We start from the raw sequence: 24,025 nt of genomic DNA on the forward strand, positions 1-24,025 counted from the left end.
TCTCAGATTATTGCCGCTAGTTGAACATGTCCATACCAATCGAAGAACCGGCTGCGGGACCGGCACAGAACGCCACCGTCAGGTCCTTCACCAGCGCCTTGCGCTCGTAGTCGTCCAGGTCGACCAGGCCGCGCGTGGTCAGCCGGGTCACCGTGTCCTCCACCGAGTCCACGACCGAGGTGAGCAGGCTCGCCCGCCGGTCGGCGTCGAGCGCGGCGATCCGCCTGCGGTGCATCGCGGCGGCCACCTCGGGGGCGTACTCCACTCGGACGGGCCGTACGGAGAACACCTCCAGGCCGATCGCGGCCGCGTCCGCCGCCACCAGCCGGGTCAGCGCCTCACCGGCGGTGTCGGCCGACGACCACGCGGTGCCGGCCGACGACCGCGAGGTATCGGCCGACGACCGCGAGGTGCCGGGCGGCTCCACCGGCACCCGGACCAGCGCCGCCTCGACGCACTCGCGCAGATACGCCTCGTGGTCCTCGACGCCGAGCGTGGCCCGCGCGGTGTCGCGCACCCGCCACACCACCAGCGTCACCGCCCTCAGCGCGACGCCGTTGCCGTCGGCCGCGGGCATCGGCTCGCCGCGCCAGTGCCGCAGCCGGACGTCGACCCGGCGGCGCAGCAGCAGCGGGTTGACCCACAGCAGGCCGGTGCGCCGGACGGTCCCCCGGTAGCGTCCGAAGAGGTTCAGGACCCAGGCGCGGCCGGTCCGGCCCCGGGCCAGTCCGCCGAAGCCGAACATGCCGAGCGCCCCGGCGCCCGCGTACGCCGCCCACTGCGCGGGCCCCAGGACGGCACCCCCGTACGCGGGCAGCCGCAGCGCCTCCAGGAGCAGGGGCGGCAGGACCCCCGCCCACCAGGACGTGACCGCGCAGCCGGCCGCGCCGCAGGCGCCGGCGAGGACGCCCGCCGCGCCGGGCAGGACCCGGGCCGGCCGTTCGGCCAGCTCGGGGTCGACCTGCGGGACGGGGCGCGGCCGGGCCGCGGCGGGACGGCGGAGCCTCGGCTGCTCCCCCGTGCCCTGCCGGCGGGCGACGATCGCGGGGCGCAGCGGCACCGGCGCCGGTTCGGGGTCGTCGCGGAAGAGCAGGTGGACGGGGATCTCGGTGGTGGCCTCGTTCTGGATGAGCCGGACCGGACGGGTCAGGCCCTCCGGGAGACCGCCCGCCGGGAGGCCGCCCGCCGGGGACCCTCCCGCCGGGGACCCTCCCGGCGGGTCGGGGGTCGGGGACGTGGTCGTCTCGGACGTCGTACTCATGCGTGCTCCAGCCTCCGCGCCAGACGCGTCATGAAAGGGGGAGAAGGGGGAGAAGGGGGGCGGTCAGGTGAGGGGGGGCGGTCAGGTGAAGAGGCGGCGCCAGGTCTCCGGGCCCGGGAAGCCGTCCGCCGCGCCGCCCCGCCAGCCCTGCGCGCGCTGGAACGCCTCCACCGCGCGCCGGTCCGCCTCGCCCCAGCGCGGACCGGGACCAGAGGTGTAGAACCGGCCGTACCCCTTGGCGACGAGCCGCTTCCCGAGCCGGGTGACGTGGTCGCCGACGGCACCCGGGCGGAACCCGGCCCGCCCCGGATAGCCCGGCACGCCGTGCGAGGCGGCTGCCGTGCCCTTGCCCGGCGGGATCTCCTTGCCCTTGCCGCTGACCAGCAGGGACCAGGTGCGCGGGCCGGGCAGGCCGTCGGCGGCGGCGCCCCGCCAGCCCTGCGCGCGCTGGAACGCCTCGACCGCCCTGCGGTCCGCCTCGCCCCAGCGCGGACCGGGACCGGAGGTGTAGAAGCGGGCGCCGCCACGCTCGACGAGGAGCCGGCCGAGCCGGGCGACGTGGCCGTTGTTCGCGCCGGGCCCGAAGGACGAGGCCCCCGGGTAGGCGGCCGGGACGGCGGCCGGTGCCCCGCCGGCCACTCCCGCCACGACGCCCTTGTAGCGGTAGGGAAGGTATTTGGAGGAGTTGTTCCAGTAGGCGTAGGGGGTGTCCTTGCGGCGGGTGTTCGGCGGGGTCTGCTCGTAGGCCGTGTAGGCGTTGCGGGTCTGGTCCGTCCAGCCGCCGAAGATCACCACGTGCGAGCCCTTCTCGGGGTCGGCCTGATTGTGGAAGAGCAGAATGTCGCCGGGCTGGAGTTCGTCCTTGGTGATGCGGTCGGAGAACTTTCCGAGGCTGCCGGTCCATTCGTTGGCGGGCAGTCCCCAGGCCATCGAGACATATCCCGAGCAGTCCTGCCGGTAACCGTCGCTCCAGTAGGCGGTCATGCTGTAAGGGACTTTCTCGGCGACCCATTTCTTGGCCCGTTCGATGATCTCCGTACGGGTCGTCTCGGGCAGGGGGGCGCCGGCCGTCGGGGCGGCCGGAGAGCCGCCGGGGCCGTGCAGCGGCGCCTGCGGTCCTTGGGGGGTGACACGCTCCTCATCTGCGGGAACGCCGGGCCGCACGGGTGCGTGGGCGGCGGCGGGCAGGGCCGCCGCGACGCACGCGGCGGAGGCGGTGGCCACGACGGCGAAAGCGCGCCGGGCGGCCCTGCGGTCGATGGCGGTGCGGCCGGCCGCGGAATACGGCGGGACGCGGCTCGGATGCCGACAGCCGGGGCAGTCGCAGTCGCTCGCCGGGTCGATCTCCTCGAATACCGGCGTCTCCATGCGATTCCTCTCACACTCCAGCTGGGATGGTGCGCTGCGGTACACGAGCGTCAGTTTGGCAACGGTCAGGGGGGCGCGCATGTTGACGGTCCGAATGATGTAAGGGCGACACGGGGCGGCACCCGGCATCCAGCGGGTGGTCGGAAGCACCCCGTGGGGTCGGGTAAGGTTGGTGATGTCAGCAGGCGCCGCTAGCTCAGTTGGTTAGAGCAGCTGACTCTTAATCAGCGGGTCCGGGGTTCGAGTCCCTGGCGGCGCACCGACAACCGAAGGCCCCTCGCCTCACGCGAGGGGCCTTCGGCGTTCCAGGGGAGCGCGTGTATACGGGCTGTCTTGCGATCATGCCGAACGCCGTAGAACCCTGGTCGTGCCAAGGGGGGCAAGGAACCGGTTGCCGGTACTGCGGGATGAGGGGCCCGTCGGTACCCGGATGCCGAGGGGGCATCATGCAACCGGAAGGGCGCCGTTCCATGTCTATAGGGTGTGGATGATGTGGGGACGGTGATCCGCCACTGATACGCCTGTGACGGTCGCGGGGAACCGCCAGCGGGCGCTGTACCGACGAAACACGCGTGACCTGCGTGTGGGGGGATGACTCATGACGCCGACAGGCGCCGGACCGGATTTCGATCCGTCTGAGACCACCCAGCTGAGGGTGCCTGCACATCGGATGAGCACGACCGGCACGTTCCGCCGGATAAAGAGAACGCTGCCCAGATACGACTACGAGCACTACAGCCGGCTGGCCGGCCCCCTCACCCAGCCCGACCCGGACAAACCGTACAGAGTGCGCTACCGCTCGCTGCTCTCGCAGGAGCCGCACCGCATACGCGTGGCGCTGATGCTGGCCGCGGCGCCCCTGCTCTCCATAGTCCTGCTGGTCTGGCTGCTCCAGCCCACCCACTGGACCGAGCGGGACTACGTCGCCTTCGACTGGCTGCCCGCGCTCGACATCGTCATGCTCGTCTCGATCGGTCTGATCGAGCTGTTCCGCTGCCTCAACGTGCTCTCCAACGCGCACGCCACGCTGGTCGCCCGCGACCCCGTCCCGGTGGTGCCCGAGACCGGCACCCGGGTCGCCTTCCTCACCTCCTTCGTGCCCGGCAAGGAGCCGCTGGAGATGGTGACGAAGACGCTGGAGGCGGCCGTGAAGATACGCCACCGCGGCCTGATGCACGTCTGGCTCCTCGACGAGGGCGACGACCCCGACGTCAAGGCGGTCTGCGAGCGGCTCGGCGTGCACCACTTCTCCCGCAAGGGCGTCGCCAAGTGGAACCAGGCCAAGGGCCCGCACCGCGCCAAGACCAAGCACGGCAACTACAACGCCTGGCTGGAGGCGCACGGCGACGACTACGACTACTTCGCCTCCGTCGACACCGACCACGTGCCGCTGCCGAACTACCTGGAGCGGATGCTCGGCTTCTTCCGCGACCCGGACGTCGGCTTCGTCATCGGTCCGCAGGTCTACGGCAACTACGACAACCCCGTCACCAAGGCCGCCGAGTCCCAGCAGTTCCTCTTCCACGCGCTCATCCAGCGGGCCGGCAACCGCTACGGCTCGCCGATGTTCGTGGGCACCTCCAACGCGGTGCGGATCAAGGCGCTGAAGCAGATCGGCGGCCTGTACGACTCGATCACCGAGGACATGGCGACCGGGTTCGAGATCCACCGCCACAAGAACCCGGCGACGGGACGCAAGTGGCGCTCGGTCTACACCCCGGACGTCCTCGCGGTCGGCGAGGGCCCCAACGCCTGGACGGACTTCTTCACCCAGCAGATGCGCTGGTCCCGAGGGACGTACGAGACGATCCTCAAGCAGTACTGGAAGGGCTGGTACTCGCTGCCGCCGAGCAAGCTCTTCAACTACACGATGATGATCATCTTCTATCCGATGTCGGCCCTGAACTGGATACTGGCCGCCCTGAGCTGCATGCTCTTCCTCGGCGCGGGCGCCTCGGGCGTGAACATCGACCCGGTGGTCTGGCTGATGCTCTACGGCAACGCCTCCGCACTCCAGATCGGCCTCTACGTCTGGAACCGCCGCCACAACATCTCGCCGCACGAGCCCGAGGGCTCCGGCGGTGTCGCGGGCATGGTCATGTCGGCCCTGTCGGCGCCGCTGTACGCCAAGGCGCTGATCGACTCCATGCTGCGCCGCAAGAGCAAGTTCGTGGTCACGCCCAAGGGCGACTCGGCCAGCCCGGACACGCTGTTCGGCACCTTCCGCTACCACTGGTACTTCATCGTCATCTTCGGCACGTCGATCGCCGTCGGCTTCGTCTACGGCCACTCCCACCCCGCGATGATCATCTGGGCGACGTTCGCGCTGCTGATCACCGCGTCGCCGATGTTCGCGTGGCGGTACATGCTGCGGAAGGCGAAGAAGGCGGGCGGGACGGGCGGGGCGCACGCGGCGACGGCGGACACGCCGGACGCGTCGGCCCCCGCGCCGGCACCGGCTCCCCCGGCGCCCTCGCCCGTCCCGGCCGCCGAGCCGCGCGACGCGGTGCCCGCGCAGAGCCACGCCCCGCAGGGCCACGCCCCGCAGCAGCGCCCGAGCTGGGCGGGGAACGGTGGCGACGACCAGACCATGCAGATCGCCCTCGGAGGACTGGGCGGACTTGGGGGACGTAAGGAATGAAGCACCAGGCCGGCCGCCGTCGTGCCCGTAGATTCGCGATAGGCACGGTGGTGGTACTCGCGCTGGCCGGGATGAACGGGCCGTGGCTGTACCGCTTCGGCACCGAGAAATACCACCAGTACAAGATCAACCAGCCGGAGTACAAGGCCGCGAACGGCCGCTGGGAGGTCATCGACTTCCCCGACGAGTACAAACAGAACACCATCCACGCGGCGCTGCTGCGCACCGGCAAGGTGCTCCTCGTCGCCGGGTCGGGCAACAACCAGGACAACTTCGACGCGAAGAAGTTCGACACCCGGATCTGGGACCCGGTCAAGGGCACGATCAAGAAGATCGACACCCCGACGGACCTGTTCTGTACCGGCCACACCCAGCTCGCCGACGGCAATCTGCTGATCGCGGGCGGCACCAAGCGGTACGAGAAGCTCCAGGGCGACGTCACCAAGGCCGGCGGCCTGATGGTGGTGCACAACGAGAACCCGGACAAGCCGATCACCCTGCCCGCCGGCACCGTGTTCAAGGGCAAGGAGAACGGCAAGACGTTCGTCTCCAAGGACCCCGTGCTGGTGCCGCGTGCCGAGAAGGTCTTCGACAAGGAGACCGGCGCCTTCCTGCGCAACGACCCGGGGCTGGGCCGGATCTACGTCGAGGCGCAGAAGAGCGGTGCGAAGTACGAGACGGGCACCCAGGACAACTACACCGTCCAGGGCCTGAAGGGCGACGACGCGAAGAACACGTACGGCATCGCGGAGAAACTCGCCCTGGACAAGAAGGACTTCCAGGGCATCCGGGACGCCTACGAGTTCGACCCGGTCGCCGAGAAGTACATCAAGGTCGACCCGATGCACGAGGCCCGCTGGTACCCGACGCTCACCACGCTCAGCGACGGCAAGGTCCTCAGCGTCTCCGGCCTCGACGACATCGGGCAGCTCGTCCCCGGCAAGAACGAGGTCTACGACCCGGACACCAGGAAGTGGACGTACACGGAGGGCACCCGGCAGTTCCCGACCTACCCGGCGCTGTTCCTGATGCAGAACGGCAAGGTCTTCTACTCGGGTTCCAACGCCGGGTACGGGCCCGACGACGTCGGCCGCGACCCGGGTGTATGGGACGTCGACACCAACAAGTTCACCAAGGTCGGCGGGCTCAGCGACGCGAACATGATGGAGACGTCCGGCACGGTGCTGCTGCCGCCCGCGCAGGACGAGAAGTACATGGTGATCGGCGGGGGCGGGGTCGGCGAGTCCCAGCTGTCGAGCGAGAAGACGCGGATCGTCGATCTCAAGGACGACGACCCCGAGTTCACGGACGGGCCGTCACTGGAGAAGGGCACGCGGTACCCGCAGGCGTCCGTGCTGCCCGACGACAGCGTGCTGATCTCCGGCGGCTCCGAGGACTACCGGGGGCGCGGCGACTCCAACATCCTCCAGGCGCGGCTGTACGACGCGGAGACCGGCGAGATGGAACGGGTCGCCGACCCGCTGGTGGGCCGGAACTACCACTCCGGGTCCATCCTGCTGCCCGACGGGCGGGTCATGTTCTTCGGCTCGGACTCGCTGTACGCCGACAAGGCCAACACCAAGCCGGGCGAGTTCGAGCAGCGGATCGAGATCTACACGCCGCCCTATCTGTACGGGGACGAGCGGCCCGATCTCTCGGGCGGGCCCCAGACCATCTCCCGGGGGGAGTCGGGGACGTTCACGTCGAAGGCGGCGGCTTCGGTGAAGAAGGTGCGGTTGATCCGGCCCAGCGCCGCGACGCATGTCACTGACGTGGATCAGCGGTCCATCGCCCTCGACTTCAAGGTCGACGGGGACAAGGTGACGGTCACTGTTCCCGAGAACAAGAACCTCGTTCAGGCCGGGTGGTACATGCTGTTCGTGACCGATGGGGACGGGGTGCCCAGTAAGGCGCAGTGGGTGCGGGTTCCCTGACGAGGTCTACGGGGTGCGGGGGGGGTGCGGGGGGGGATCAGCCTGCGGCCAGTTTCAGGGCGTAGTCGGACCACCATTGGCCTGCCTTCGGGCCGCCCTTGCATTCGCCGTCCGACTCTCCGGGGCGTTTGACCCAGAGGTAGGCGTCGACCAGAGGGTCGTCCGTGCGGGTCGTGGGGGTCTCGCCGAGGGCCCGGCCCGGGGGGTTGCACCAGCGTTCGGACTCGTCGCCCTCGGTGTAGGGGCCGTTGCCGTTGCGGCTGGTGTCTATGACGAAGTGCTTGTTCCCCACCTTCGCGGAGAGCCGCTTGCCGTAGGCGATGGAGTCCTCGGTGGAGTAGAAGTTGGAGACGTTGACCGAGAAGCCGTCGGCGCGGTCCACGCCCGCCCAGGTGAGGGGTTCGTGGATCTGGTCGGGGTCGCCCCAGCCCGCGTTGCCCGCGTCCAGGTAGACCTTGGTGTTCTTCAGCGCCTTCAGCTTGTCGACGGCGCCGCCGAGGAGGTCGTAGCGCTCCTCGTGGAACTCCTCCGGGGTGCAGCCGTCCACCAGGTGCAGGACCGCGTCCGGTTCGAGGATCACCGTGGCGGAGCGGTCGCCGATGCCCTTGGCGACGCTGTCCACGAAGGCGCGGTAGGCGTCGCCGTCGGCGGCGCCGCCCTGGGAGTACTGGCCGCAGTCGCGGTGCGGGATGTTGTAGAGGACGAGCAGCGCGGTGCGGCCGGCCTTGTCCGCGGCCTCGGTGAAGCCGCGGGCCTGTTCCTCGGGGTTCTCCGGGTTGATCCACTCCGCGGTCGGCTGCTCGGCGATGCGGCGGACCTTGGCGGCCTCGCCGTCCTGGCCGGCCTCCTCCAACTCGGCGACCTGCCGGGCGGCGGTGCCGTCCGGGTTGACCCAGAACGGGTCGGCCTCCTTGGGCTGCTGCGTGATGCCGGCCCCGGCGTCCTTGTCCCCGTCTCCCCCGTCGTCCGCAGACGAACACCCCGCGACCAGCAGTGCCGCCCCCAGCACCACCGCGGACGCGCGCGTCACGGCGAAAGTCCCGGCCCCCCTGCTGCCGTACATCCAACCCCCCTTGGGCGCACTGTTCCAGGGGTCAATCCTGACATACGGCTGTGGCGCTCACGAGGGCTCCGGGGACGTCGCCCGCAACCTGGGAACCGACCCCTAGGCCGACGCGCCCGCCCGTTCTAAGGTGGTGCGGACGGCCCGTGCTCCCGGCCGGGTCTCCCATCGCGACCTCCCGCGCAGCCGCCGGGTTACTCCCGCAGCCCGTGCGCGCGGTCGAGGACCAGCCCGGCCGGCGGCATCGGGGGAGTGGGCCGCCGGCCGGGCAGGGCCCGCGTCCGGCCGACGGACACCGGGCAGGTGTTCAGGAACCGGTTCCGGTCAGGTAGGCGGAGACCACGACGTTCGCCGTGTAGCTGTCGCTCACGCGGTCGTAGGTGCCGCCGCAGGTGATCAGCCGCAGTTCGGCGCGTCCGGGGCGGTGCTGGCCGTAGGCCCGCCGGGCGTCGAAGCCCTCGCGGGGCAGGACGGCCACGTCGTCCACGGTGAACTCGGCGACCTCGGAGTCGGTGCGGAGCACCCGGATCGTCTCGCCGGGCTTGAGGGTGCTGAGCCGGTAGAAGACGGCGGGCCGGGTCTCGGTGTCGACGTGGCCGACCATCAGCGCGGTGCCGGCCGTGCCGGGGGCGGTGCCGGCGGTCCACCAGCCGACGGTGCCGGGCCGGTCGAAGGGCGGCGGTTCGAGCGCGCCCGCGGCGTCGAGGCCGCGGCCGACCACCGGGGCGCGGACGCCGAGTCCGGGGATGTCGAGGCGCCGCGGCGGCGCCGCGTCGCCGAGCGGGGTGTGCGCGGGTGGGAGGGAGAGGTCCGGGGGCCGGCCGGCCGCCGCCATGTCGCCGGTGGCCGGCCCGGATATCCCGTTGTCGGTGGCCTCGCGGCCCCAGAGCCACAGCCCGAGGAGCAGCACCGCCCAGGCGATGCCGGTCACCAGGCGGCCGGGGGCGGAGTGCTCCTGGTCCTGGTCCTGGTCGGGCATGGGTCAGTCCGTTCCGCGGCTCCGGCGTGCGCTGCGCAGCGCCACGGCCACGGCGGCGACGCCGGCGAGGACGAGTCCGGTGACGGCGTGGGCCGTGCCCGGTCCCTCCGAGCGCGCGTCGTCGCCGGAGCCGGGGGCCTGGCCGGCGTCGCCGGGGTCGGAGGCTGCCAGCCGGGCCGCGCCGCCGCCGCCCGCGTCGACGGGGGCGACCGGTGAGGCGGCGGCCGTGGGCCGGTCCGCCGGGCGGTCGCCGGGCCGGGCGCGGTCGACGACGGTGAGGCGGCTCTCACGTTCCCGGTCGCCGCAGCGGACCTTCACGGCGTAGGCGCCGGCCTCGACCGAGGTCCGTACCCGGCCGGAGCCGACGAGCGCGCCGTCACTGCTGGCCAGGGAGAGCCGCGCGTCGGACTCGAACGCCGCCGAGACGACCACGGCCGTCTTCTCGGTGCAGTCGGGCACGCGGAGGGTGACGTCGGTGCCCGGCGCGGGCTTCGCCGGGGTCACCGAGACCCCGGCGGTGTCCCCGGTGATCCCGGTGATCCCGGTCTCCGCCGCGTGTGCCGCCGCCGGGACGAGCACCGCGCAGAACGCGCTCCCGGCACAGAGAGTGGCTTTCAGTGAGCCCATCGTGTACCTCCAGTCACTCTGGAGATTCCCCCGCCGGTCCCCCACCCGCATCCGGTGCGGGCACGTGGCTGCTCCGAACGGGGGACGAGGGCCCCGGACGGGTTTCGTGCTTAGCATGGTCGTCGCATGCTCGTTCGCAGGTCCACGCACGGCAGGAGTCCGCCCGCATGACAGAGCGCAAGCCCATCGAATCGTGGCTCACCGACATGGACGGGGTCCTGATGCACGAGGGCGTGCCGGTGCCCGGCGCGGACGCCTTCATCAAGAAGCTGCGGGAGTCCGGGCGGCCGTTCCTGGTCCTCACCAACAACTCGATCTACACGGCGCGGGACCTGCACGCGCGGCTGAACCGCATCGGCCTTGAGGTGCCGGTCGAGAACATCTGGACCTCCGCGCTGGCCACGGCGAAGTTCCTGGACACCCAGGCTCCCGGCGGCACCGCCTACGTCATCGGCGAGGCGGGGCTGACCACCGCCCTGCACGAGGCGGGGTACGTCATGACCGACACCGACCCCGACTTCGTGGTCCTCGGCGAGACGCGGACGTACTCGTTCGAGGCGCTGACCAAGGCGATCCGGCTGATCAACGACGGCGCCCGGTTCATCGCGACCAACCCCGACAACACCGGTCCGTCGCCGGAGGGCGCGCTGCCCGCGACGGGGTCGGTCGCCGCGCTGATCACGAAGGCGACGGGCAAGGACCCGTACTTCGTCGGCAAGCCGAACCCGCTGATGATGCGGACCGGGCTGAACGTCATCGGGGCGCACTCCGAGACCAGCGCGATGATCGGCGACCGGATGGACACCGACGTGCTGGCCGGTCTGGAGGCCGGGATGGAGACGTTCCTCGTCCTGACGGGGCTGACGACGAAGGACGACATCCGCCGGTACCCGTTCCGGCCGACGCAGGTCGTGAACTCGATCGCGGACCTGGTGGACCTGGTCTAGCCCGGTCTGGACCGGTCTGGACCGGTCTGGATCGGTCTGGACCGAACTGGCCGGTCTGGCCGGTCTGGCCGGTCTGCCCCCGGTCCGGTTCAGCCGCGCCGGCGGGTCAGTGCGACGGCCGTGCTTCCGGCCGCGACCAGCAGCGCGGCGAGCGCCAGGACGGCGTACGTACGGCGCTGACCGGTACCGGCGAGTTCGCGGTCCGACCCGGGGACCGAGGGGGAGGCGGAGGGCGCCGGGGACAGTGACGCGGCCGCGGTGGTCCTCGCGGACGGGCCGTCGGCCGTGATGCCGAACCGGTAGTCCTGCGACTGTCCGATCCACTCGCCGTCGCCCTCGCGGCGCTGGACGACGGCGGCGGCCGCGGTGACGTCGCCGGACCCGGTGTCCGCGGTGAAGGCCAGCCGCAGCTCGACGCTCACCGTCTGCCCGGCCGGCACGGTGAACCCGGGGAAGCCGCCGTGGTCCTCGTCGCCGTCGTCGCCGTTGCCGTCGTCGGCCAGGACGCCGATCAGCTCGTCGGCGTCCGTCTCCTCGAAGCGGACGGGGTGCCGCCGGCCGTCGCCGTCCCGGAACTCCAGGCGGGGCTGGGCGGGTTCCAGCGCGCGAGCCTGGTCGACGAGGACGACGACGGGGTGGATGCCGGAGCAGGTGCGGTCGGTGGTGTTGGTGAGGTCCAGGTACCAGGTGCCGTGACCGCCGCCCGCGGCGTAGGCACCGGGGCCGCCGTGGACCCGGGTGGTCAGCGGGAAGGTGTGGTCCTCGGGGGCGGTGCAGGCGGGGAGGGGGGCGGGTTCGTGGGGCCGTCGGGCTTCCTGGGCCGGGGAGGCGGCCGCCGGTCCGGTGAGGAGGAGGGCGGCTGCCGCCACCAGGCAGGGTGACACGGGTGCACACAGTCGCATGAACACATGAGCGTTCCGGATGCGCGCGGAGGGGTGGAGCCACTCCGTCGCCCCCTTCGAACGGGGGTACAGCGGGCGGCCGGTCGGCGCAGCGGCCCGTCTCCATGACTTTTGGCGTCATGTCGGGGCGTCACGCCGGGGTGTCATGCCTGGGCGTCACGCCGGGGTGTCGCGCCGGGGCGTCATGCCTGGGCGTCACGTCGGGGCGTCCCCTCGCCCGAACAGCGGGGCGAGTACGAGGTGGGCCGCGCCCTCCGCGATCGCCCGCTCCCCGCCCGGCGCCACCCGTACCGGTACGGCGCCGTCGCGTCCGCCCTCGCGCCGGGCCCGCGCGTCCAGCACCGCGCCGACCCCGGCGACGAACGCGTCCGGAGCGCTCGCCACCGTACGGCCGCCGAGGAGAACGAGGTCGATGTCGAGGAGTCCGGCGAGGTTGGCGGCGCCGGTGCCGAGGACCCGGGCCGCCTCGGCGAGGTCGCCGCGGGCCACAGCGGCCAGGCAGAGCGCCTCGACGCAGCCGCGCGAGCCGCAGGGGCAGGGCTCCCCGTCGAGCTGGACGACCTGGTGTCCGAACTCGCCGGCGCCCGTCCGGGCCCCCCGGTGCACCTTGCCGTCGAAGACGAGCCCGGCGCCCAGCCCCGTACCGAGGTGCAGGTACGCGAAGGAGCGCCCCTCGCCACCCCCGCCGCCCCCTCCACCCCCGCCGCCCTCTCCGCCCTCTCCGCCCTCTCCGCCCTCTTCGGTGGCGCCCGCGCCCGCGACCGCGAGGGCGAGCGCCGCCGCGTTGGTGTCCTTGTCGACGACGACCGGCACGCCGAGCCGCCGCGCCAGCGCGTCCCGCAACGGGAAGCCGTCCCACTCCGGGAACCCGGTGACCCGGTGCAGCACGCCCCGGGTGTGATCGAGGGGCCCGGGAAGCGCCACGCCGACCCCGATCTCCGGGCCCGGCGCGAGGGCCGTCACCTCGCGGGCCACGCCCGCCACCACCGCGTCGGAGCCCGCGCCCAGGTCCAGCGGGACCCGCCGCTCCCCCGCCACCGCGCCGGTGAGGTCGACGAGGACGGTGCGGAGTTCGTCGCGGTCCAGGTGGACACCGACCGCGTACCCGGCACCGGGCACCAGCCGCAGCACCGTGCGCGGCTTGCCGCCGGTGGAGGCCCGGCGCCCGGCCTCGGCGGCGAGGCCGTCCGCCCGCAGCCGTGCCGTGATCTTGCTGACCGCCTGCGGGGTCAGCCCCGTCCGCTCGGCGAGCTCCAGCCGGCTGATGCCCTCCGTCCCGGCCGCCCGCAGCAGGTCGAGCACCGCCGCGGCGCTGCGACCGCGCGGCGCGAACTGTCCGCCGCCCTGGCCGTTCATCCTGTTCACGCCCCCATTCTCCCTCCTGCTTGCACTTTGGCAACACGGTTGCCAAAGTGGGCCGTATGACTGGTACTGGTACCCCTCCCGGCAGCCCTGGCAGCCCCCTCCGTGTCGGCCTCGTCGGCTACGGCCTCGCGGGCTCCGTCTTCCACGCCCCGCTGATCGCCGCCACCGAGGGACTCGTCCTGGACTCGGTGGCCACGTCCAGCCCGGAGCGGCAGGAGCAGGCCCGCGCCGAGTTCCCGGACGTCCGTTTCGCCGCGCGCCCCGACGAGCTGTTCGAGCGCGCCGACGAACTGGACCTGATCGTCCTCGCCTCCCCCAACAAGACCCACGTGCCGCTGGCGACCGAGGCGCTCAAGGCGGGTCTGCCGGTCGTCGTGGACAAGCCGCTGGCGGGCACCGCGGCCGAGGCCCGCGACCTGGCGACGCTGGCCGAGGAGCGCGGCCTGTTCCTCTCCGTCTTCCAGAACCGCCGCTGGGACAACGACTTCCTCACCCTGCGCAAGCTCATCGCCGAGGGCGCGCTGGGCGACGTGTGGCGGTTCGAGTCGCGGTTCGAGCGGTGGCGGCCGCAGCCGAAGGGCGGCTGGCGGGAGTCCGGCGATCCGGCAGAGATCGGAGGTCTCCTCTACGACCTCGGCAGTCACGTCGTCGACCAGGCCCTGGTCCTCTTCGGTCCCGTCACCCAGGTCTACGCGGAGTCGGTCGTCCGGCGCACGGGCGCGGAGGCCGACGACGACACGTTCCTGGCGCTGACGCACGCGAACGGCGTCCGTTCCCACCTCTACGTCTCCGCCACCGCCGCGCAGCTCGGCCCCCGCTTCCGGGTGCTCGGCTCGCGGGCCGGCTACGTCAAGTACGGCCTCGATCCGCAGGAGGCGGCGCTGCGCGAGGGCAAGCGGCCCGGACGCGGCTGGGGCGAGGAGGACGCGTCGCTGTACGGCCGTGTCGGCGCCGGGGAGTCCCCGCTGACCGGCGGCGGACGCGTCGAGCCGACGCTGCCGGGCGACTACCCCGCCTACTACGCGGCCGTCGCCGAGGCCCTGCTGCGCGGCGGCCCGAACCCGGTCGGCGCCCGGGAGGCCGCCGCCGCCCTGGACGTACTGGAGGCGGCCCGGCGTTCGGCCCGCGAGGGAACGGCGGTGGCACTGTGACCCGCCCCGACCGTCCCCTCACCCCGAAGTCGGCCCCCGACCCGACTCCCACCCTGGGGGAGCTGGAGGCGCAGGAAAGCCACCTCGTCTTCCCCCGTTTCACCCACGACGACGCCTGGGCGCTGGGCTCGCTCCTGGTGGAGCTGGCCCGGGAGCGCCAGGCGCCGGTGGCGATCGACATCCACCGGGCGGGCCAGCAGCTCTTCCACGCGGCGCTGCCGGGTTCGGTGCCGGACAACGACGCCTGGATCGCCCGTAAGCGCCGGGTGGTGGAGCGGTACGGCTCGGCGTCGTACCTGGTGGGAGCCCGGTTCCGGGCGAAGGGCTCGACCTTCGAGGACTCCTCCCGCCTCGACCCCGACACCTACGCGGCGCACGGCGGGTCCTTCCCGATCACCGTCGAGGGCGTGGGCGTGATCGGCGCGGTGACGGTCTCCGGTCTGCCGCAGCTCCAGGATCACCGCCTGGTGGTGGAGGCGCTGGAGCGGTTTCTGGGGAAGGGAAAGGGAAAGGAGCAGTGATCACACCCGCGTGACCACGGCACACCACCGGAGGGATCGGGACCACCGATGAACGACACGACGGCTGCCCTGAAGGAATCGCTGAAGGAATCGGTCGGACGCCACGGCATCTGGAACACGGCCCTGCGGGCCGAGGACGAGGAGGGGCGCGGCGCACGCGCCGAGGCCGCGGCGGAGCTGGAGGAACTCGGTTTCGGCGCCCTGTGGCTGGGCGGCAACAGCGACGCCCGGCACGCCGCCCCGCTGATCGAGGCGACGTCGCACATCGTCGTCGGCACCAGCATCCAGAGCATCTGGGAGCACCCGGTGGCCGAGACCTCCGCGCGCTTCGCCGAGCTGGAGGTGGCCCACCCCGGCCGCTTCCTGCTCGGTCTGGGCGTCAGCCACGGCCCCATGGTGAAGGGGTACGACCGCCCGTACTCGACGATGGTGGAGTACGTCGACGGCCTCGACGGCGCCGGGCTGCCGGCGCACCGCCGGGTCCTGGCCGCGCTGGGCCCGAAGATGCTGGAGCTGTCCCGGGACCGGGCCGCGGGCGCGATCCCGTACCTGGTCACGCCCGAGCACACGGCGAAGGCCCGGTCGGTCCTCGGGGACGGTCCGCTCCTCGCCCCGGAGTTCAAGGTGGTCCTCGACGCCGACCCGGCGCGGGCGCGCGCGACGGCCCGCGCGTACCTCTCGGGCTACCTGAAGCTGCCGAACTACACCAGGAACTTCCTGCGGCTGGGCTTCAGCGACGAGGACGTCACGGGTGGCGGCAGCGACCGCCTGATCGACGCGGTCTTCGCGTGGGGCGACGAGGAGACGGTCCGCCGCCGTGTCGAGGAGTTCCACGAGGCGGGCGCGGACCATGTGGCCCTCCAGCTGGTCCAGGAGAACACCCCGCTGCCGAGGGAGGGCTGGCGCCGCCTCGCGTCCCTACTGGCGTGAGCGGAACGCCCCGGTAAGGGGCGCGGGGAACTGCGCGACAAGCCACGACGCCGCCGCAGCCACACAAGTACCCGCGCCCCGCGGATCGCCTAGGCGTCCTTCAGCTCCTGCCGCTGCCGCCCCAGCCCCTCGATCTCCAGCTCGACGACGTCCCCGGCCCGCAGATACGGCTTCGGCTCGGTCTGCCCCATGGCCACCCCCGCCGGCGTCCCGGTGTTGATGACGTCACCGGGATAGAGCGTCATGAACTGACTGACGTACCGCACGACTTCGGCGACCGGGAAGATCTGCTCCGCGGTCGTCCCGTCCTGCTTCAGCTCCCCGTTGACCCACAGCCGCAGCCGCAGGTCCTGCGGGTCCGCCACCTCGTCGGCGGTCACGAGCCACGGCCCGAGCGGGTTGAACGTCTCGCAGTTCTTCCCCTTGTCCCAGGTCCCGCCGCGCTCGATCTGGAACTCCCGCTCGGAGACGTCGTGCGCGACGGCATACCCGGCGACGTACCCGAGCGCGGCCTCCGCGGACTCCAGGTAGCGGGCGGTCCGCCCGATGACGATCGCCAGCTCCACCTCCCAGTCGGTCTTGGTGGAGCCGCGCGGCACGAGCACGGTGTCGTACGGCCCGACGACGGTGTCCGCCGCCTTGAAGAAGACGACGGGCTCGGCGGGCGGCTCGGCCCCGGTCTCCCGGGCGTGGTCGTGGTAGTTCAGCCCGATGCACACGACCTTGCCGATCCGGCCGACCGGCGGCCCGATCCGCAGCCCCGTGGCGTCCAGGACGGGCAGCTCCCCGGCGTCGGCGGCGGCCCGTATCCGGGCGAGCGCCGCCTCGTCGGCCAGGAGCGACCCGTCGATGTCCGGCACCACGCCCGACAGGTCGCGCAGGGTCCCGTCGGTGTCGAGCAGCGCGGGCCGCTCCGCCCCGGTCGTACCGACTCGCAGCAGCTTCATGTTCCCTCTCCCTCGCTCGCGGGCAGCCCGTCCGACGGCGCGGACCCGGGTGCGGCGGGCCTCGTCACCCATCGGAGGACTGGTCGATCCTCCAAGGTCGCGTTCGGGTACGCAATACCCGGTTCACGTACTGGACCGCAGGCGGTTCTCGGTCGGGGGAATCGGGCGGTTCACCGGTACAGGACGGCCCGTTCGACGACCCCCCAGGCGGTGCTGGTGGCGATGTAGAGCGCGGCGGCGAGCGGGACGACGGCCACGGTGACGAGGGTGAAGAAGGAGAGGAAGGGCAGGCCCTTGGCCAGCACCCCCGGCGTCTGCGCCGGCAGCTCCCGCTGTGCGGCTGCGGCGCGCCGCCAGGAGAACGTGGCGACGGCCGCGACGCACGCGAACAGCGCCACGTAGACGAGTCCGGCCCCGCCGAAGAGTCCGCCGTCCGCGAGGGCGTCGGCCCACCGCCCGCCGAGCGGCGCGTCGAACAGCCGGTGCGCCAGCAGCCCGTTGGGCTGTCCGCCCACGGAGGAGCTGGAGAAGAGGTGGTAGAGGAGGAAGAAGGCGGGGAGCTGGCAGAGGCCGGGCAGCAGGCCGGAGAGCGGCGACACCCGCTCCGCGCGGTGCAGTTCCAGCACCGCGCGCTGGAACCTCTCGGGGTCGCGCGCGTGGCGACGCCGCAGCTCCGCGATGCGCGGCCGCAGCGCCTCTCGCGCTTTCTGCCCCCGGACGGCGGCGCGGGAGAAGGGATGCACGAGGAACCGTACGAGTGCGGTGATCAGAACGATGGCGGCGGCCGCGGCGCCGGCGCCGAACAGCGGCTGGAGCAGGCCGGCGAGGCCGTCGACCAGCGAGGCGAGAGTGGACATGGTGAGGGAACCCTCCGGGGGTCTCGTCGTACCGGGTGAGGTGGATACGGCGGGACGACGACCGGCGGGGACGCGTCAGTGGGAGATGTGCCCCAGCTCGGTGGCCGTCGGGAGGGCGTGTCCGGGCGCTCGGGGCCGGCGGCGGCCCGCGGCGTCGGGGTCGCGTTGCGGCAGGAAGGCGGTACGCCGGTCCCGGTCGCGGATGGCCGTACGGACCCGGGTGGGCGGCACGAGGGGCACGGAACGCGCGGCGACGAGGGCACACAGGGCGGTCGCGGCGAGCGCGACGGCGACGGCGGAGGCGGCGGCGGTGACGGAGAGGATCCCGTCGCCGAAGGGGGCGTAGGTCGCGAAGAAGACGGTCAGCACGGCGACGATCCGGAGCCAGGACCACTCGCGTGCCCACTCGCGTGCCCACTCGGGTGCGCGCCCGTGTGCACACCCGTGTGCCCACTCGCGTGTCACCACGAGCCCCCTCCCCGTCGTCCCTGTCGCTTCCGCCCTCCCGCCTTTTATACCGGACCCTCGCCGTTCCCCTCGGTCAGGGGAAGGGCCCACCGGCTTCTCACCTTCGTCAGCGGGCGGCAGTACGGTGTCCCCCATGCGCCCCGACACGCCTGCCGAGAACGTCGACCACACCGCCGAAGCGGCACGCCTGGAGCGGACCGCCGGCCTGTACCCCGAGGACGCCGAAGCCCTGCTGCTGCGGGCCGCGGCCCATCTGGAGCTGGCCGGGGACCGCCCCGCCGCGACCAAGCTCTACGACCGCCTGCTCGCCTCCGGCGGGACCCTGGAGAACCCGTCCCTGGTCCGCGCCCTCAAGGCGTCCAACCTCTGGGAGTACGGCCACGAGGCCGAGGCCCGCGCCATCATCGACGGCGTCCGCGCGGCGTCCCCGGCCGATCCGGCCCCTTGGATCATCGTCGCGGAGGCCCTGGAGTCCCACGACGAGCTGGAGGCGGCCCACGAGACGTTCACGCAGGCCGCGCGGATGCTGCTGGCCGACGCGCCGGAGCCGCCGCGCCCCACCCACCCCCTCCTCTTCGGCCGCCACCGCGTCCGCCGCATGCTGGGCCTGGACCACGACGACTGGGACACCCTGGCGGACACCCTGCACTCCATGCCGGTCACCCTGGACGAACTCCACGACCCCAAGCGGGTCTGGTCCCTCGGCTCCGACAACCCGGCCGAACTGGAGGCGGAGATCTCCCGCCTCCGCGCGGAACTGGGCGCGTACCGCGAGGCGCTGTCCCGCCCGTTCCCGGTGGCGATGCTGCACTGGCCGTCGGAAGAGCTGACAGAACTCCTGTCGGTGTACCCGTCCCTCTCATCTGAGTACCCGTCCTACGAGCGGCACCTGGCCTCGATAGAGGAGTCCCTGCGCGAACTGGAGTCCTCGGGCACCCGCAACCTGGGCGTGGTCCAGGGCACGGTCCCGTCCTACGAGGCCTTCGCAGCCTCCGAGGGCACGACCCCCGACGACCCGTCACTCCTCCCCCAGTACGCGACGACGCTGGGCGCGCGGGGCCGAGCGGTCAGCTGGCCGCCGCAGCGGGGGGCGGGGTGTTGGTGTGGGTCGGGGCGGGTTTATGGGGAGTGTCATGGGGTGGCCTCGACGCCTGAACGGTGACCTTTCGAGTCGGTGCCTGCGAGGAGCACGTCCGCTTCAGCGAGAACTCACGTGCCGTCGCGCCTCACTGATCACGTCATGTGCGTCGACACCGTAAACGGCGGACTCACGAAGCGTTCTCCAAGTCCTCCGGTACGTGTCGACGCTCGCCTCGTCGTCGATCCACAACTCCGCATGCCAGTTCTCGACGATCACTTGTCGGTCGTCATAGATCCAGAAAGCGGTGGCCGCAGGAATCTTGAGCGTGCCGGACAGCGGAATGATCCCCAGTTCGACCGTATCCAGGCCGATGGCTCCCGAGAGGCGATCGAGTTGGGCTGCGAGCACCGACGGCGGACAGACCAAGGAGCGGAGGGCGGCTTCCCACATGATGAGGTGGAAGCGCTTCGAGGAGTTGTACAGCGCTTCCTGCCGCTTCATGCGGGACCGCACCGCTTCCTCGGTATCACGCGGCGATCGCTGCAGTTCGGCATAGCGCGTGAAGATCGACCGGGCGTAGTCCGGAGTCTGAAGGATCCCGAAGATCGTGGACGACTCCCAGCCGTGGAAGACCGAGGCATCGGCGTGAGCGCTCAGGTGGGTGTCTTGAACCGCCTTGTGCCCCGAGGCCAGCTGTCGCCGCCATGACCGGATGTGCGACTCGAAACCGCGAAGGCGTGCGACCAGTTCGTCGTACGCCTCCGACTGGCCAGTCCCCTCCGCCCACTTGTGCAGGTCGTCGGGCGTCGGCGTCTGTTTGCCGTTCTCCAGCCTGCTGACCTTGGACTTGTTCCACCCGTACTGCCCGGCGAGCTCGGCACCGCTGAGCCTGCCCCCGGGGGCGGAGAGCCGGAGTTCACGCAGCCGCACACCAAGTGCTTCTCGTGCCTGCTGGTAGTCCGTACTCACCGGTACACACCTGCCTTACTCCTCCCCGACGGTCAGCCGGGCCGCGAACTTCTCGTAGGGCGCGGCATGATGCAGCGCCGCGTCACGCACCATGACGTACCGAAGCACCGCAGCGGGCTCCGTGATCAACTCGACGCTGATCAGGTGATCAGTGTCGTCGAAGTTCAGCAGCGCGACCAGCCGTGAATCGAAGATCCAGAAATCATCGGCGGGCAGACTGAGACGGCTGGCATCCCGTCGCCACAGATTGTGGATTGTCTCTCCCACGGCGCTGTTACGGCGGGCGTTGTCAAGCAGGTAGAGCTGGCCGCTCGTAGGCGGCTCGTCGACTACGCGTACACGCTCGAACCGCTTTCCGAGAGCCACCTGCTCACGCCGTTCCTCGCACCATTGCGCGTCGGCTCCGGCCCAGTCGACGAGCTCGCCACGCATGAACTGGGCGTAGGTATCGGTGAGCTCGTCCGATGCGTAGCGGCGGCGCGTCTCCAGTCGCCAGGCGGTGTGCTGGAACTGCGTGAATAGCTGGTCGAATTCGTCCAGCCCGATGAGGTCAGGCTCCCGGACCACCTCCTTCGGGCCGAAGTCGACCAGCAACTCACGGGGCACCACGATGGGCACCTCACCCTCGTCCAGGTGACGAAGTTGTGCGATGTCGCCCGGGTCGGTGAGTGCGGGGCCGTGGATGATGACCTCGCCCGTGTCGAGGTCATCATGAATGGACGGGCACCCGTTCACGCCGCTGCCCGTGCCGGTGAAACGCAGTCGTCGGGTCATGATCGTGTCCTTCCTGCGAAGCGTGGCTTTCCAAGCTTCCCCTCGATCGACACCCGGTGCGCCTGTCTCGCTACACCCCCACAAGCAACCTCGCGCAACCTCTTCACCGAGCTGTGCAACTCCTCGCAACTCCTCTGGTGGCCCGTCGGGACTGACTCCTACGGTCGCGTCAGCGCTGGAACACACCACGAAGGAGCAGCACATGACCGTCACACTCGAGCGACCCGCGAGCCTCTGCACCCGGGACCCGCAGGCACTTCTCAACGACGTCCAGCCGCACATCCAGCACCTGACGATCAACGTGCTGGACAGCGGAATGACCATCTGGGACCGCGAGGTCGCCTTGCTGCTGCGCGATCACTCCATGGTCCGCGACATGGCCGAACGCATCCTCGGCAACGCCGTCATGTACACCATCGGCTGCATGGAGCACCCGGAGGTCCACCTGGGCGTCGGCAAACTTGTCGACATCGGCGTGCACCAGCTCATCCTCGACACGCCAGTGTGGTGGGCTCTGTGCGGCGTGTACAACGAGGGCCGCTACAAGCACCACGCCCCGTTCATTGAGCGCCGCCGCGACGGCCTGTGCCTGCGCACGGGGGACTTCCTGAAGTCCATCGGCTTCGATGTCGACGAGGAGCTATGGGCCATCGACGGCGCGGATTGCTCGCCCTGCGACAACAAGGTCCCCGACAGCCACTGAACCGCCCTACCCTGGCCCCTGTCCTCGATGCCCGAAGGACGGGGGCCGGCTCCTGCATGAAGGACGTACCTTGCCCGCACAGCACGACATCGCCGCCGAGACGGAACTGTGGGACGCCTACGCCGCTTCCGCCTTCAAGGACGACGCGGAGCCCGGCTTCTGCTGGACCCAGTACGCCGGTCACGGCCCCGGCCCAGAACTGCTCGGTGACCCACGCTCCGTCCTGGAGATCGGCTGCGGTACTGGCCGCGCCCTGGCCCATCTCGCGCAGCGGGGCATCACCGCCCGGGGCGTCGACCTGTCACCGCTGATGGTCGAGAAGGCCACGGCCAGGTGGGCCGACACCGGCGCGGAGATCGCGCGCGCCGAGGTCCTCGACTACTTGACCGACCACTCGGAGACGTACAACGCCGTCTACTCAATCTTCGGCGCGGCCTGGTTCACCAATCCCGGCCGCCTCTTCCCCCTCGTCCGCCAACGACTCACTCCCGGCGGCACCTTCGTCTTCTCGCAACCGCCCGCCATCCCGGGCGCGTACGGGCCACAGGGCATGTACAAAGGCGGCTTCGCGGGCAAGGCGATGTTCACGTATCGCTACAGCTACCGGCCGGCGGTGTGGGAGCGGCTGCTCACCCGGGCGGGCTTCGCGGAGGCCGAGGCGCGGGTGATCGAGGCGCCTCAAGCTGGGCACATCGGGACGTTGGTGGTGCGGGCGGTAGCTTCGTGATCAATCGGCAGGCGACAGTTCAGACACCGCGCGGTCTTTGATCGCACGTCATCGAGTCAGGTGCAGACTGCTTCTGACCCTTCCGAGGACCCGCCTCCTGCAGACATAGAGGACTTATCTGTTCACCTCAGATAACAGGCGCCACTATGTCCCACCTTTGCAGTACCGTCACACTTATTGACTGTTCTGATGGGGCGCCCAGCAACGGCCTGCCCTGACCTGTGTGCACGCGAGGAAACCATGCCCTACCAGCCCGGTTCCGTCTGGCAGTACGACGTCCCCACGACTGGCAGCGCCCACCTGCCCCCAGACGCCGGGTACGGGAAGGCACTGACGAATCAGGGCTATGGCTTCGAGGTGGCCGTTGCCGACCTCATCGACAACTCGATCGACGCCCAGGCTGACACGGTTGTTGTGCACTTCCTGCGCGACGCTGACCGCATCCTGACTCTGCTGGTCATCGACAACGGCCATGGTATGGACGACGCCCGGCTCGATGCCGCCATGACTGTGGGTCGGCGCAGGGACTACGGGGATACGGCGCTCGGCATGTACGGGACGGGCCTCAAAGCCGCATCACTGTCCCACGCCTCTTCACTGACGGTCGTCAGCCGCACGAAGCGCAGCCGTGCAGCGGGGCGCCGCCTCACAGCAGAGGGCATAGAAGACGGATTCCGCTGCGACACCGTAGATCCCCTTTACGCTCAGGATCTGGTGGACCGCTACGACGGAATCATCGAGTGGCACGGCTCAGTCATCCGCTGGGACCAGGTCCGCGCCTTCGAGACAGTGGCTCGCGGTCAGAGTGACCAGTACTTGTCCAAAGCGATCGCTCGTCTGGAAACTCACCTTGGCCTCTATCTGCACCGATTCCTGCAGCGCGGGCTCAAGATTGACATTGCCGTCTGGGACGTCAGCGCCGGGGAGGGCGTGCTCGGTGAGGAGGTGGACCACATCGCCGTGGAGCCACTGGACCCGTTCGGCTACAAGGTGCCGGGGAGGGCGGAATACCCGCGCCAGTTCGTTGCCCCTGTTGAAGGGGCCGGGGACGTCACCCTGAGCGCTCACATCTGGCCTGCGAAGTCGAAACAGGCCGGATTTCGGCAGATCGGCGCCCTGGCCGAGCGACAGGGCTTCTACTTCTACCGCAATGACCGCCTCGTCCAAGCTGGCGGATGGAACGGCTTGCGCAACCCAGAAGCCCACTTGGCTCTCGCCCGCGTCGCCGTCGACCTGCCATCCCACGAGAACGGTGTCTTCAGTCTCGATGTGAAGAAGGAACACATCACCGTCACCCCGGCTTTCACGCTAGGTGTCGAGAAGGCAGTGGACTCTTGCGGAGCCAGCGACTTCCACACGTACCTCAGCGACGCAGAGAGCGCCTACAGAGACGGCTCCAAGCGCACAGAGATCGTCCGTCGGCAGGTCACCCCTCCAGGCAAGGGACTGGATCCGAAAATCAAGCGTGTCATCAAAGAGGAGCTTCCTGAGAAGCCAGGCGAAGAACCGATCGCCCTCAACTGGGCTTCTCTGCCCGGTGATCGCTTCTTCGAACTGGACCGGGACAACAACTCCATCTTGCTCAATCGCGACTTCCGGGACGATTTCAATGACGGGCGGCGTGGCGGCGCCAACGATGCCCCAGTGACGAAGACACTGCTCTACCTGTTGCTAGAGGACTGCTTCGGTCTAGGCCGGTGGGAACGGACGCGTCAGGACCGCGTGGATTACTGGAACACCATTCTTCTTGCGGCCGCACAAGCCCATCGCGAGAGGCGCGATCGAGCCGCCTCCTGACGCATCACTCCCC

22 protein-coding genes and 1 tRNA gene are annotated in these 24,025 nt (G+C 70.8%); 11 read left to right on the forward strand and 12 right to left on the reverse strand.

The window, feature by feature from the left end; translation table 11 throughout:
* Positions 1-16 precede the first annotated feature (16 nt).
* Together UW392_RS50630 and UW392_RS50635 are read right to left on the reverse strand one after the other, a co-directional pair.
* Positions 17-1,261 carry an SPFH domain-containing protein gene (locus UW392_RS50630; RefSeq protein ID WP_320782183.1) on the reverse strand — a complete coding sequence of 415 codons (1,245 nt, stop codon included), beginning with the start codon at positions 1,259-1,261 and terminating at the stop codon, positions 17-19.
* Positions 1,262-1,342: 81 nt separating this feature from the next.
* Complete coding sequence (locus UW392_RS50635; RefSeq protein WP_320782184.1) at positions 1,343-2,629, reverse strand: peptidoglycan-binding protein; 1,287 nt, start codon at positions 2,627-2,629, stop codon at positions 1,343-1,345.
* A gap of 185 nt (positions 2,630-2,814) precedes the next feature.
* On the opposite strand from UW392_RS50635, the gene UW392_RS50640 reads away from it, so the two are divergent.
* From UW392_RS50640 to UW392_RS50650, 3 genes are all read left to right on the forward strand, one after another.
* A tRNA-Lys gene (locus UW392_RS50640) sits at positions 2,815-2,888 on the forward strand.
* A 339-nt stretch (positions 2,889-3,227) separates the two neighbouring features.
* Entirely contained in the window at positions 3,228-5,270 is a 2,043-nt protein-coding gene (locus tag UW392_RS50645) for a glycosyltransferase family 2 protein (RefSeq protein WP_320782185.1), read from the forward strand.
* Positions 5,267-7,204 carry a kelch motif-containing protein gene (locus UW392_RS50650; protein WP_320782186.1) on the forward strand — a complete coding sequence of 646 codons (1,938 nt, stop codon included), beginning with the start codon at positions 5,267-5,269 and terminating at the stop codon, positions 7,202-7,204. Before UW392_RS50645 ends, UW392_RS50650 begins: the two co-directional genes overlap by 4 nt.
* Positions 7,205-7,241: 37 nt before the next feature.
* Here UW392_RS50650 and UW392_RS50655 read toward each other — a convergent pair whose 3' ends face one another.
* From UW392_RS50655 to UW392_RS50665, 3 genes are all read right to left on the reverse strand, one after another.
* A complete protein-coding gene (locus tag UW392_RS50655) occupies positions 7,242-8,267 on the reverse strand; it encodes a glycoside hydrolase family 6 protein (RefSeq protein WP_320782187.1) in 1,026 nt (341 codons plus the stop codon).
* Positions 8,268-8,574: 307 nt separating this feature from the next.
* The gene (locus UW392_RS50660; protein ID WP_320782188.1) at positions 8,575-9,246 is read right to left on the reverse strand and encodes a class F sortase; all 672 of its coding nucleotides are present in this window, start codon (positions 9,244-9,246) and stop codon (positions 8,575-8,577) included.
* Between the two features lie 3 nt (positions 9,247-9,249).
* Positions 9,250-9,873 (reverse strand): hypothetical protein, encoded by a 624-nt coding sequence (locus UW392_RS50665; protein WP_320782189.1) that lies wholly within the window; start codon positions 9,871-9,873, stop codon positions 9,250-9,252.
* A 167-nt stretch (positions 9,874-10,040) separates the two neighbouring features.
* Between UW392_RS50665 and UW392_RS50670 the strand changes: the two genes are divergently transcribed.
* A complete protein-coding gene (locus UW392_RS50670) occupies positions 10,041-10,820 on the forward strand; it encodes an HAD-IIA family hydrolase (protein WP_320782190.1) in 780 nt (259 codons plus the stop codon).
* Positions 10,821-10,909: 89 nt separating this feature from the next.
* Here UW392_RS50670 and UW392_RS50675 read toward each other — a convergent pair whose 3' ends face one another.
* Together UW392_RS50675 and UW392_RS50680 are read right to left on the reverse strand one after the other, a co-directional pair.
* Positions 10,910-11,689 (reverse strand): hypothetical protein, encoded by a 780-nt coding sequence (locus UW392_RS50675; RefSeq protein WP_320782191.1) that lies wholly within the window; start codon positions 11,687-11,689, stop codon positions 10,910-10,912.
* Between the two features lie 228 nt (positions 11,690-11,917).
* Positions 11,918-13,078, reverse strand: coding sequence for an ROK family transcriptional regulator (locus UW392_RS50680; protein ID WP_320782319.1), 1,161 nt, complete (start codon positions 13,076-13,078; stop codon positions 11,918-11,920).
* 65 nt (positions 13,079-13,143) lie between these two features.
* On the opposite strand from UW392_RS50680, the gene UW392_RS50685 reads away from it, so the two are divergent.
* From UW392_RS50685 to UW392_RS50695, 3 genes are read left to right on the forward strand one after another with little or no spacing between them, the layout of a single operon-like run.
* Positions 13,144-14,238, forward strand: coding sequence for a Gfo/Idh/MocA family oxidoreductase (locus UW392_RS50685; protein WP_320782192.1), 1,095 nt, complete (start codon positions 13,144-13,146; stop codon positions 14,236-14,238).
* Complete coding sequence (locus tag UW392_RS50690) at positions 14,235-14,759, forward strand: heme-degrading domain-containing protein (RefSeq protein ID WP_320782193.1); 525 nt, start codon at positions 14,235-14,237, stop codon at positions 14,757-14,759. Before UW392_RS50685 ends, UW392_RS50690 begins: the two co-directional genes overlap by 4 nt.
* A gap of 48 nt (positions 14,760-14,807) precedes the next feature.
* Positions 14,808-15,689 carry an LLM class F420-dependent oxidoreductase gene (locus UW392_RS50695; protein WP_320782194.1) on the forward strand — a complete coding sequence of 294 codons (882 nt, stop codon included), beginning with the start codon at positions 14,808-14,810 and terminating at the stop codon, positions 15,687-15,689.
* Positions 15,690-15,778: 89 nt separating this feature from the next.
* On the opposite strand, the gene UW392_RS50700 is transcribed toward UW392_RS50695, so the two are convergent.
* The 3 genes from UW392_RS50700 to UW392_RS50710 all read right to left on the reverse strand — a co-directional run bounded on the left by UW392_RS50700 (position 15,779) and on the right by UW392_RS50710 (position 17,871).
* Positions 15,779-16,636, reverse strand: coding sequence for a fumarylacetoacetate hydrolase family protein (locus UW392_RS50700; RefSeq protein WP_320782195.1), 858 nt, complete (start codon positions 16,634-16,636; stop codon positions 15,779-15,781).
* Positions 16,637-16,806: 170 nt separating this feature from the next.
* A complete protein-coding gene (locus UW392_RS50705) occupies positions 16,807-17,493 on the reverse strand; it encodes a YidC/Oxa1 family membrane protein insertase (RefSeq protein ID WP_320782196.1) in 687 nt (228 codons plus the stop codon).
* 75 nt (positions 17,494-17,568) lie between these two features.
* The gene (locus tag UW392_RS50710; protein WP_414497544.1) at positions 17,569-17,871 is read right to left on the reverse strand and encodes a DUF6412 domain-containing protein; all 303 of its coding nucleotides are present in this window, start codon (positions 17,869-17,871) and stop codon (positions 17,569-17,571) included.
* Between the two features lie 223 nt (positions 17,872-18,094).
* Here UW392_RS50710 and UW392_RS50715 point away from each other — a divergent pair, with 223 nt between their 5' ends.
* Positions 18,095-19,123, forward strand: a complete 1,029-nt coding sequence (locus UW392_RS50715; RefSeq protein ID WP_320782197.1) for an SEC-C domain-containing protein — start codon at positions 18,095-18,097, stop codon at positions 19,121-19,123.
* A gap of 36 nt (positions 19,124-19,159) precedes the next feature.
* On the opposite strand, the gene UW392_RS50720 is transcribed toward UW392_RS50715, so the two are convergent.
* Together UW392_RS50720 and UW392_RS50725 are read right to left on the reverse strand one after the other, a co-directional pair.
* Complete coding sequence (locus UW392_RS50720) at positions 19,160-20,011, reverse strand: helix-turn-helix transcriptional regulator (protein ID WP_320782198.1); 852 nt, start codon at positions 20,009-20,011, stop codon at positions 19,160-19,162.
* Positions 20,012-20,026: 15 nt separating this feature from the next.
* Positions 20,027-20,785: a DUF6879 family protein gene (locus tag UW392_RS50725; protein WP_320782199.1), complete on the reverse strand. Its 759-nt coding sequence runs from the start codon at positions 20,783-20,785 to the stop codon at positions 20,027-20,029.
* A 202-nt stretch (positions 20,786-20,987) separates the two neighbouring features.
* On the opposite strand from UW392_RS50725, the gene UW392_RS50730 reads away from it, so the two are divergent.
* The 3 genes from UW392_RS50730 to UW392_RS50740 all read left to right on the forward strand — a co-directional run bounded on the left by UW392_RS50730 (position 20,988) and on the right by UW392_RS50740 (position 24,012).
* On the forward strand, positions 20,988-21,488 hold the full coding sequence (locus UW392_RS50730) for a hypothetical protein (protein WP_320782200.1): 501 nt from the start codon (positions 20,988-20,990) through the stop codon (positions 21,486-21,488).
* Between the two features lie 70 nt (positions 21,489-21,558).
* Positions 21,559-22,215: a class I SAM-dependent methyltransferase gene (locus UW392_RS50735; protein WP_320782201.1), complete on the forward strand. Its 657-nt coding sequence runs from the start codon at positions 21,559-21,561 to the stop codon at positions 22,213-22,215.
* A gap of 240 nt (positions 22,216-22,455) precedes the next feature.
* The gene (locus tag UW392_RS50740; RefSeq protein WP_320782202.1) at positions 22,456-24,012 is read left to right on the forward strand and encodes an ATP-binding protein; all 1,557 of its coding nucleotides are present in this window, start codon (positions 22,456-22,458) and stop codon (positions 24,010-24,012) included.
* The last annotated feature ends 13 nt before the right edge of the window (positions 24,013-24,025 follow it).

Source organism: Streptomyces sp. CRN 30, assembly GCF_034105845.1.

Excerpts from the sequence above, each read along its gene's own strand:
- UW392_RS50665 (WP_320782189.1), bottom strand. The coding sequence starts at position 9,873 with ATGGGCTCACTGAAAGCCACTCTCTGTGCCGGGAGCGCGTTCTGCGCG.
- UW392_RS50635 (WP_320782184.1), bottom strand. The coding sequence starts at position 2,629 with ATGGAGACGCCGGTATTCGAGGAGATCGACCCGGCGAGCGACTGCGAC.
- UW392_RS50670 (WP_320782190.1), top strand. The coding sequence starts at position 10,041 with ATGACAGAGCGCAAGCCCATCGAATCGTGGCTCACCGACATGGACGGG.
- UW392_RS50680 (WP_320782319.1), bottom strand. The coding sequence starts at position 13,078 with ATGAACGGCCAGGGCGGCGGACAGTTCGCGCCGCGCGGTCGCAGCGCC.
- UW392_RS50715 (WP_320782197.1), top strand. The coding sequence starts at position 18,095 with ATGCGCCCCGACACGCCTGCCGAGAACGTCGACCACACCGCCGAAGCG.
- UW392_RS50660 (WP_320782188.1), bottom strand. The coding sequence starts at position 9,246 with ATGCCCGACCAGGACCAGGACCAGGAGCACTCCGCCCCCGGCCGCCTG.
- UW392_RS50645 (WP_320782185.1), top strand. The coding sequence starts at position 3,228 with ATGACGCCGACAGGCGCCGGACCGGATTTCGATCCGTCTGAGACCACC.
- UW392_RS50705 (WP_320782196.1), bottom strand. The coding sequence starts at position 17,493 with ATGTCCACTCTCGCCTCGCTGGTCGACGGCCTCGCCGGCCTGCTCCAG.
- UW392_RS50655 (WP_320782187.1), bottom strand. The coding sequence starts at position 8,267 with ATGTACGGCAGCAGGGGGGCCGGGACTTTCGCCGTGACGCGCGCGTCC.
- UW392_RS50730 (WP_320782200.1), top strand. The coding sequence starts at position 20,988 with ATGACCGTCACACTCGAGCGACCCGCGAGCCTCTGCACCCGGGACCCG.
- UW392_RS50740 (WP_320782202.1), top strand. The coding sequence starts at position 22,456 with ATGCCCTACCAGCCCGGTTCCGTCTGGCAGTACGACGTCCCCACGACT.
- UW392_RS50630 (WP_320782183.1), bottom strand. The coding sequence starts at position 1,261 with ATGAGTACGACGTCCGAGACGACCACGTCCCCGACCCCCGACCCGCCG.
- UW392_RS50700 (WP_320782195.1), bottom strand. The coding sequence starts at position 16,636 with ATGAAGCTGCTGCGAGTCGGTACGACCGGGGCGGAGCGGCCCGCGCTG.
- UW392_RS50695 (WP_320782194.1), top strand. The coding sequence starts at position 14,808 with ATGAACGACACGACGGCTGCCCTGAAGGAATCGCTGAAGGAATCGGTC.
- UW392_RS50650 (WP_320782186.1), top strand. The coding sequence starts at position 5,267 with ATGAAGCACCAGGCCGGCCGCCGTCGTGCCCGTAGATTCGCGATAGGC.
- UW392_RS50725 (WP_320782199.1), bottom strand. The coding sequence starts at position 20,785 with ATGACCCGACGACTGCGTTTCACCGGCACGGGCAGCGGCGTGAACGGG.
- UW392_RS50685 (WP_320782192.1), top strand. The coding sequence starts at position 13,144 with ATGACTGGTACTGGTACCCCTCCCGGCAGCCCTGGCAGCCCCCTCCGT.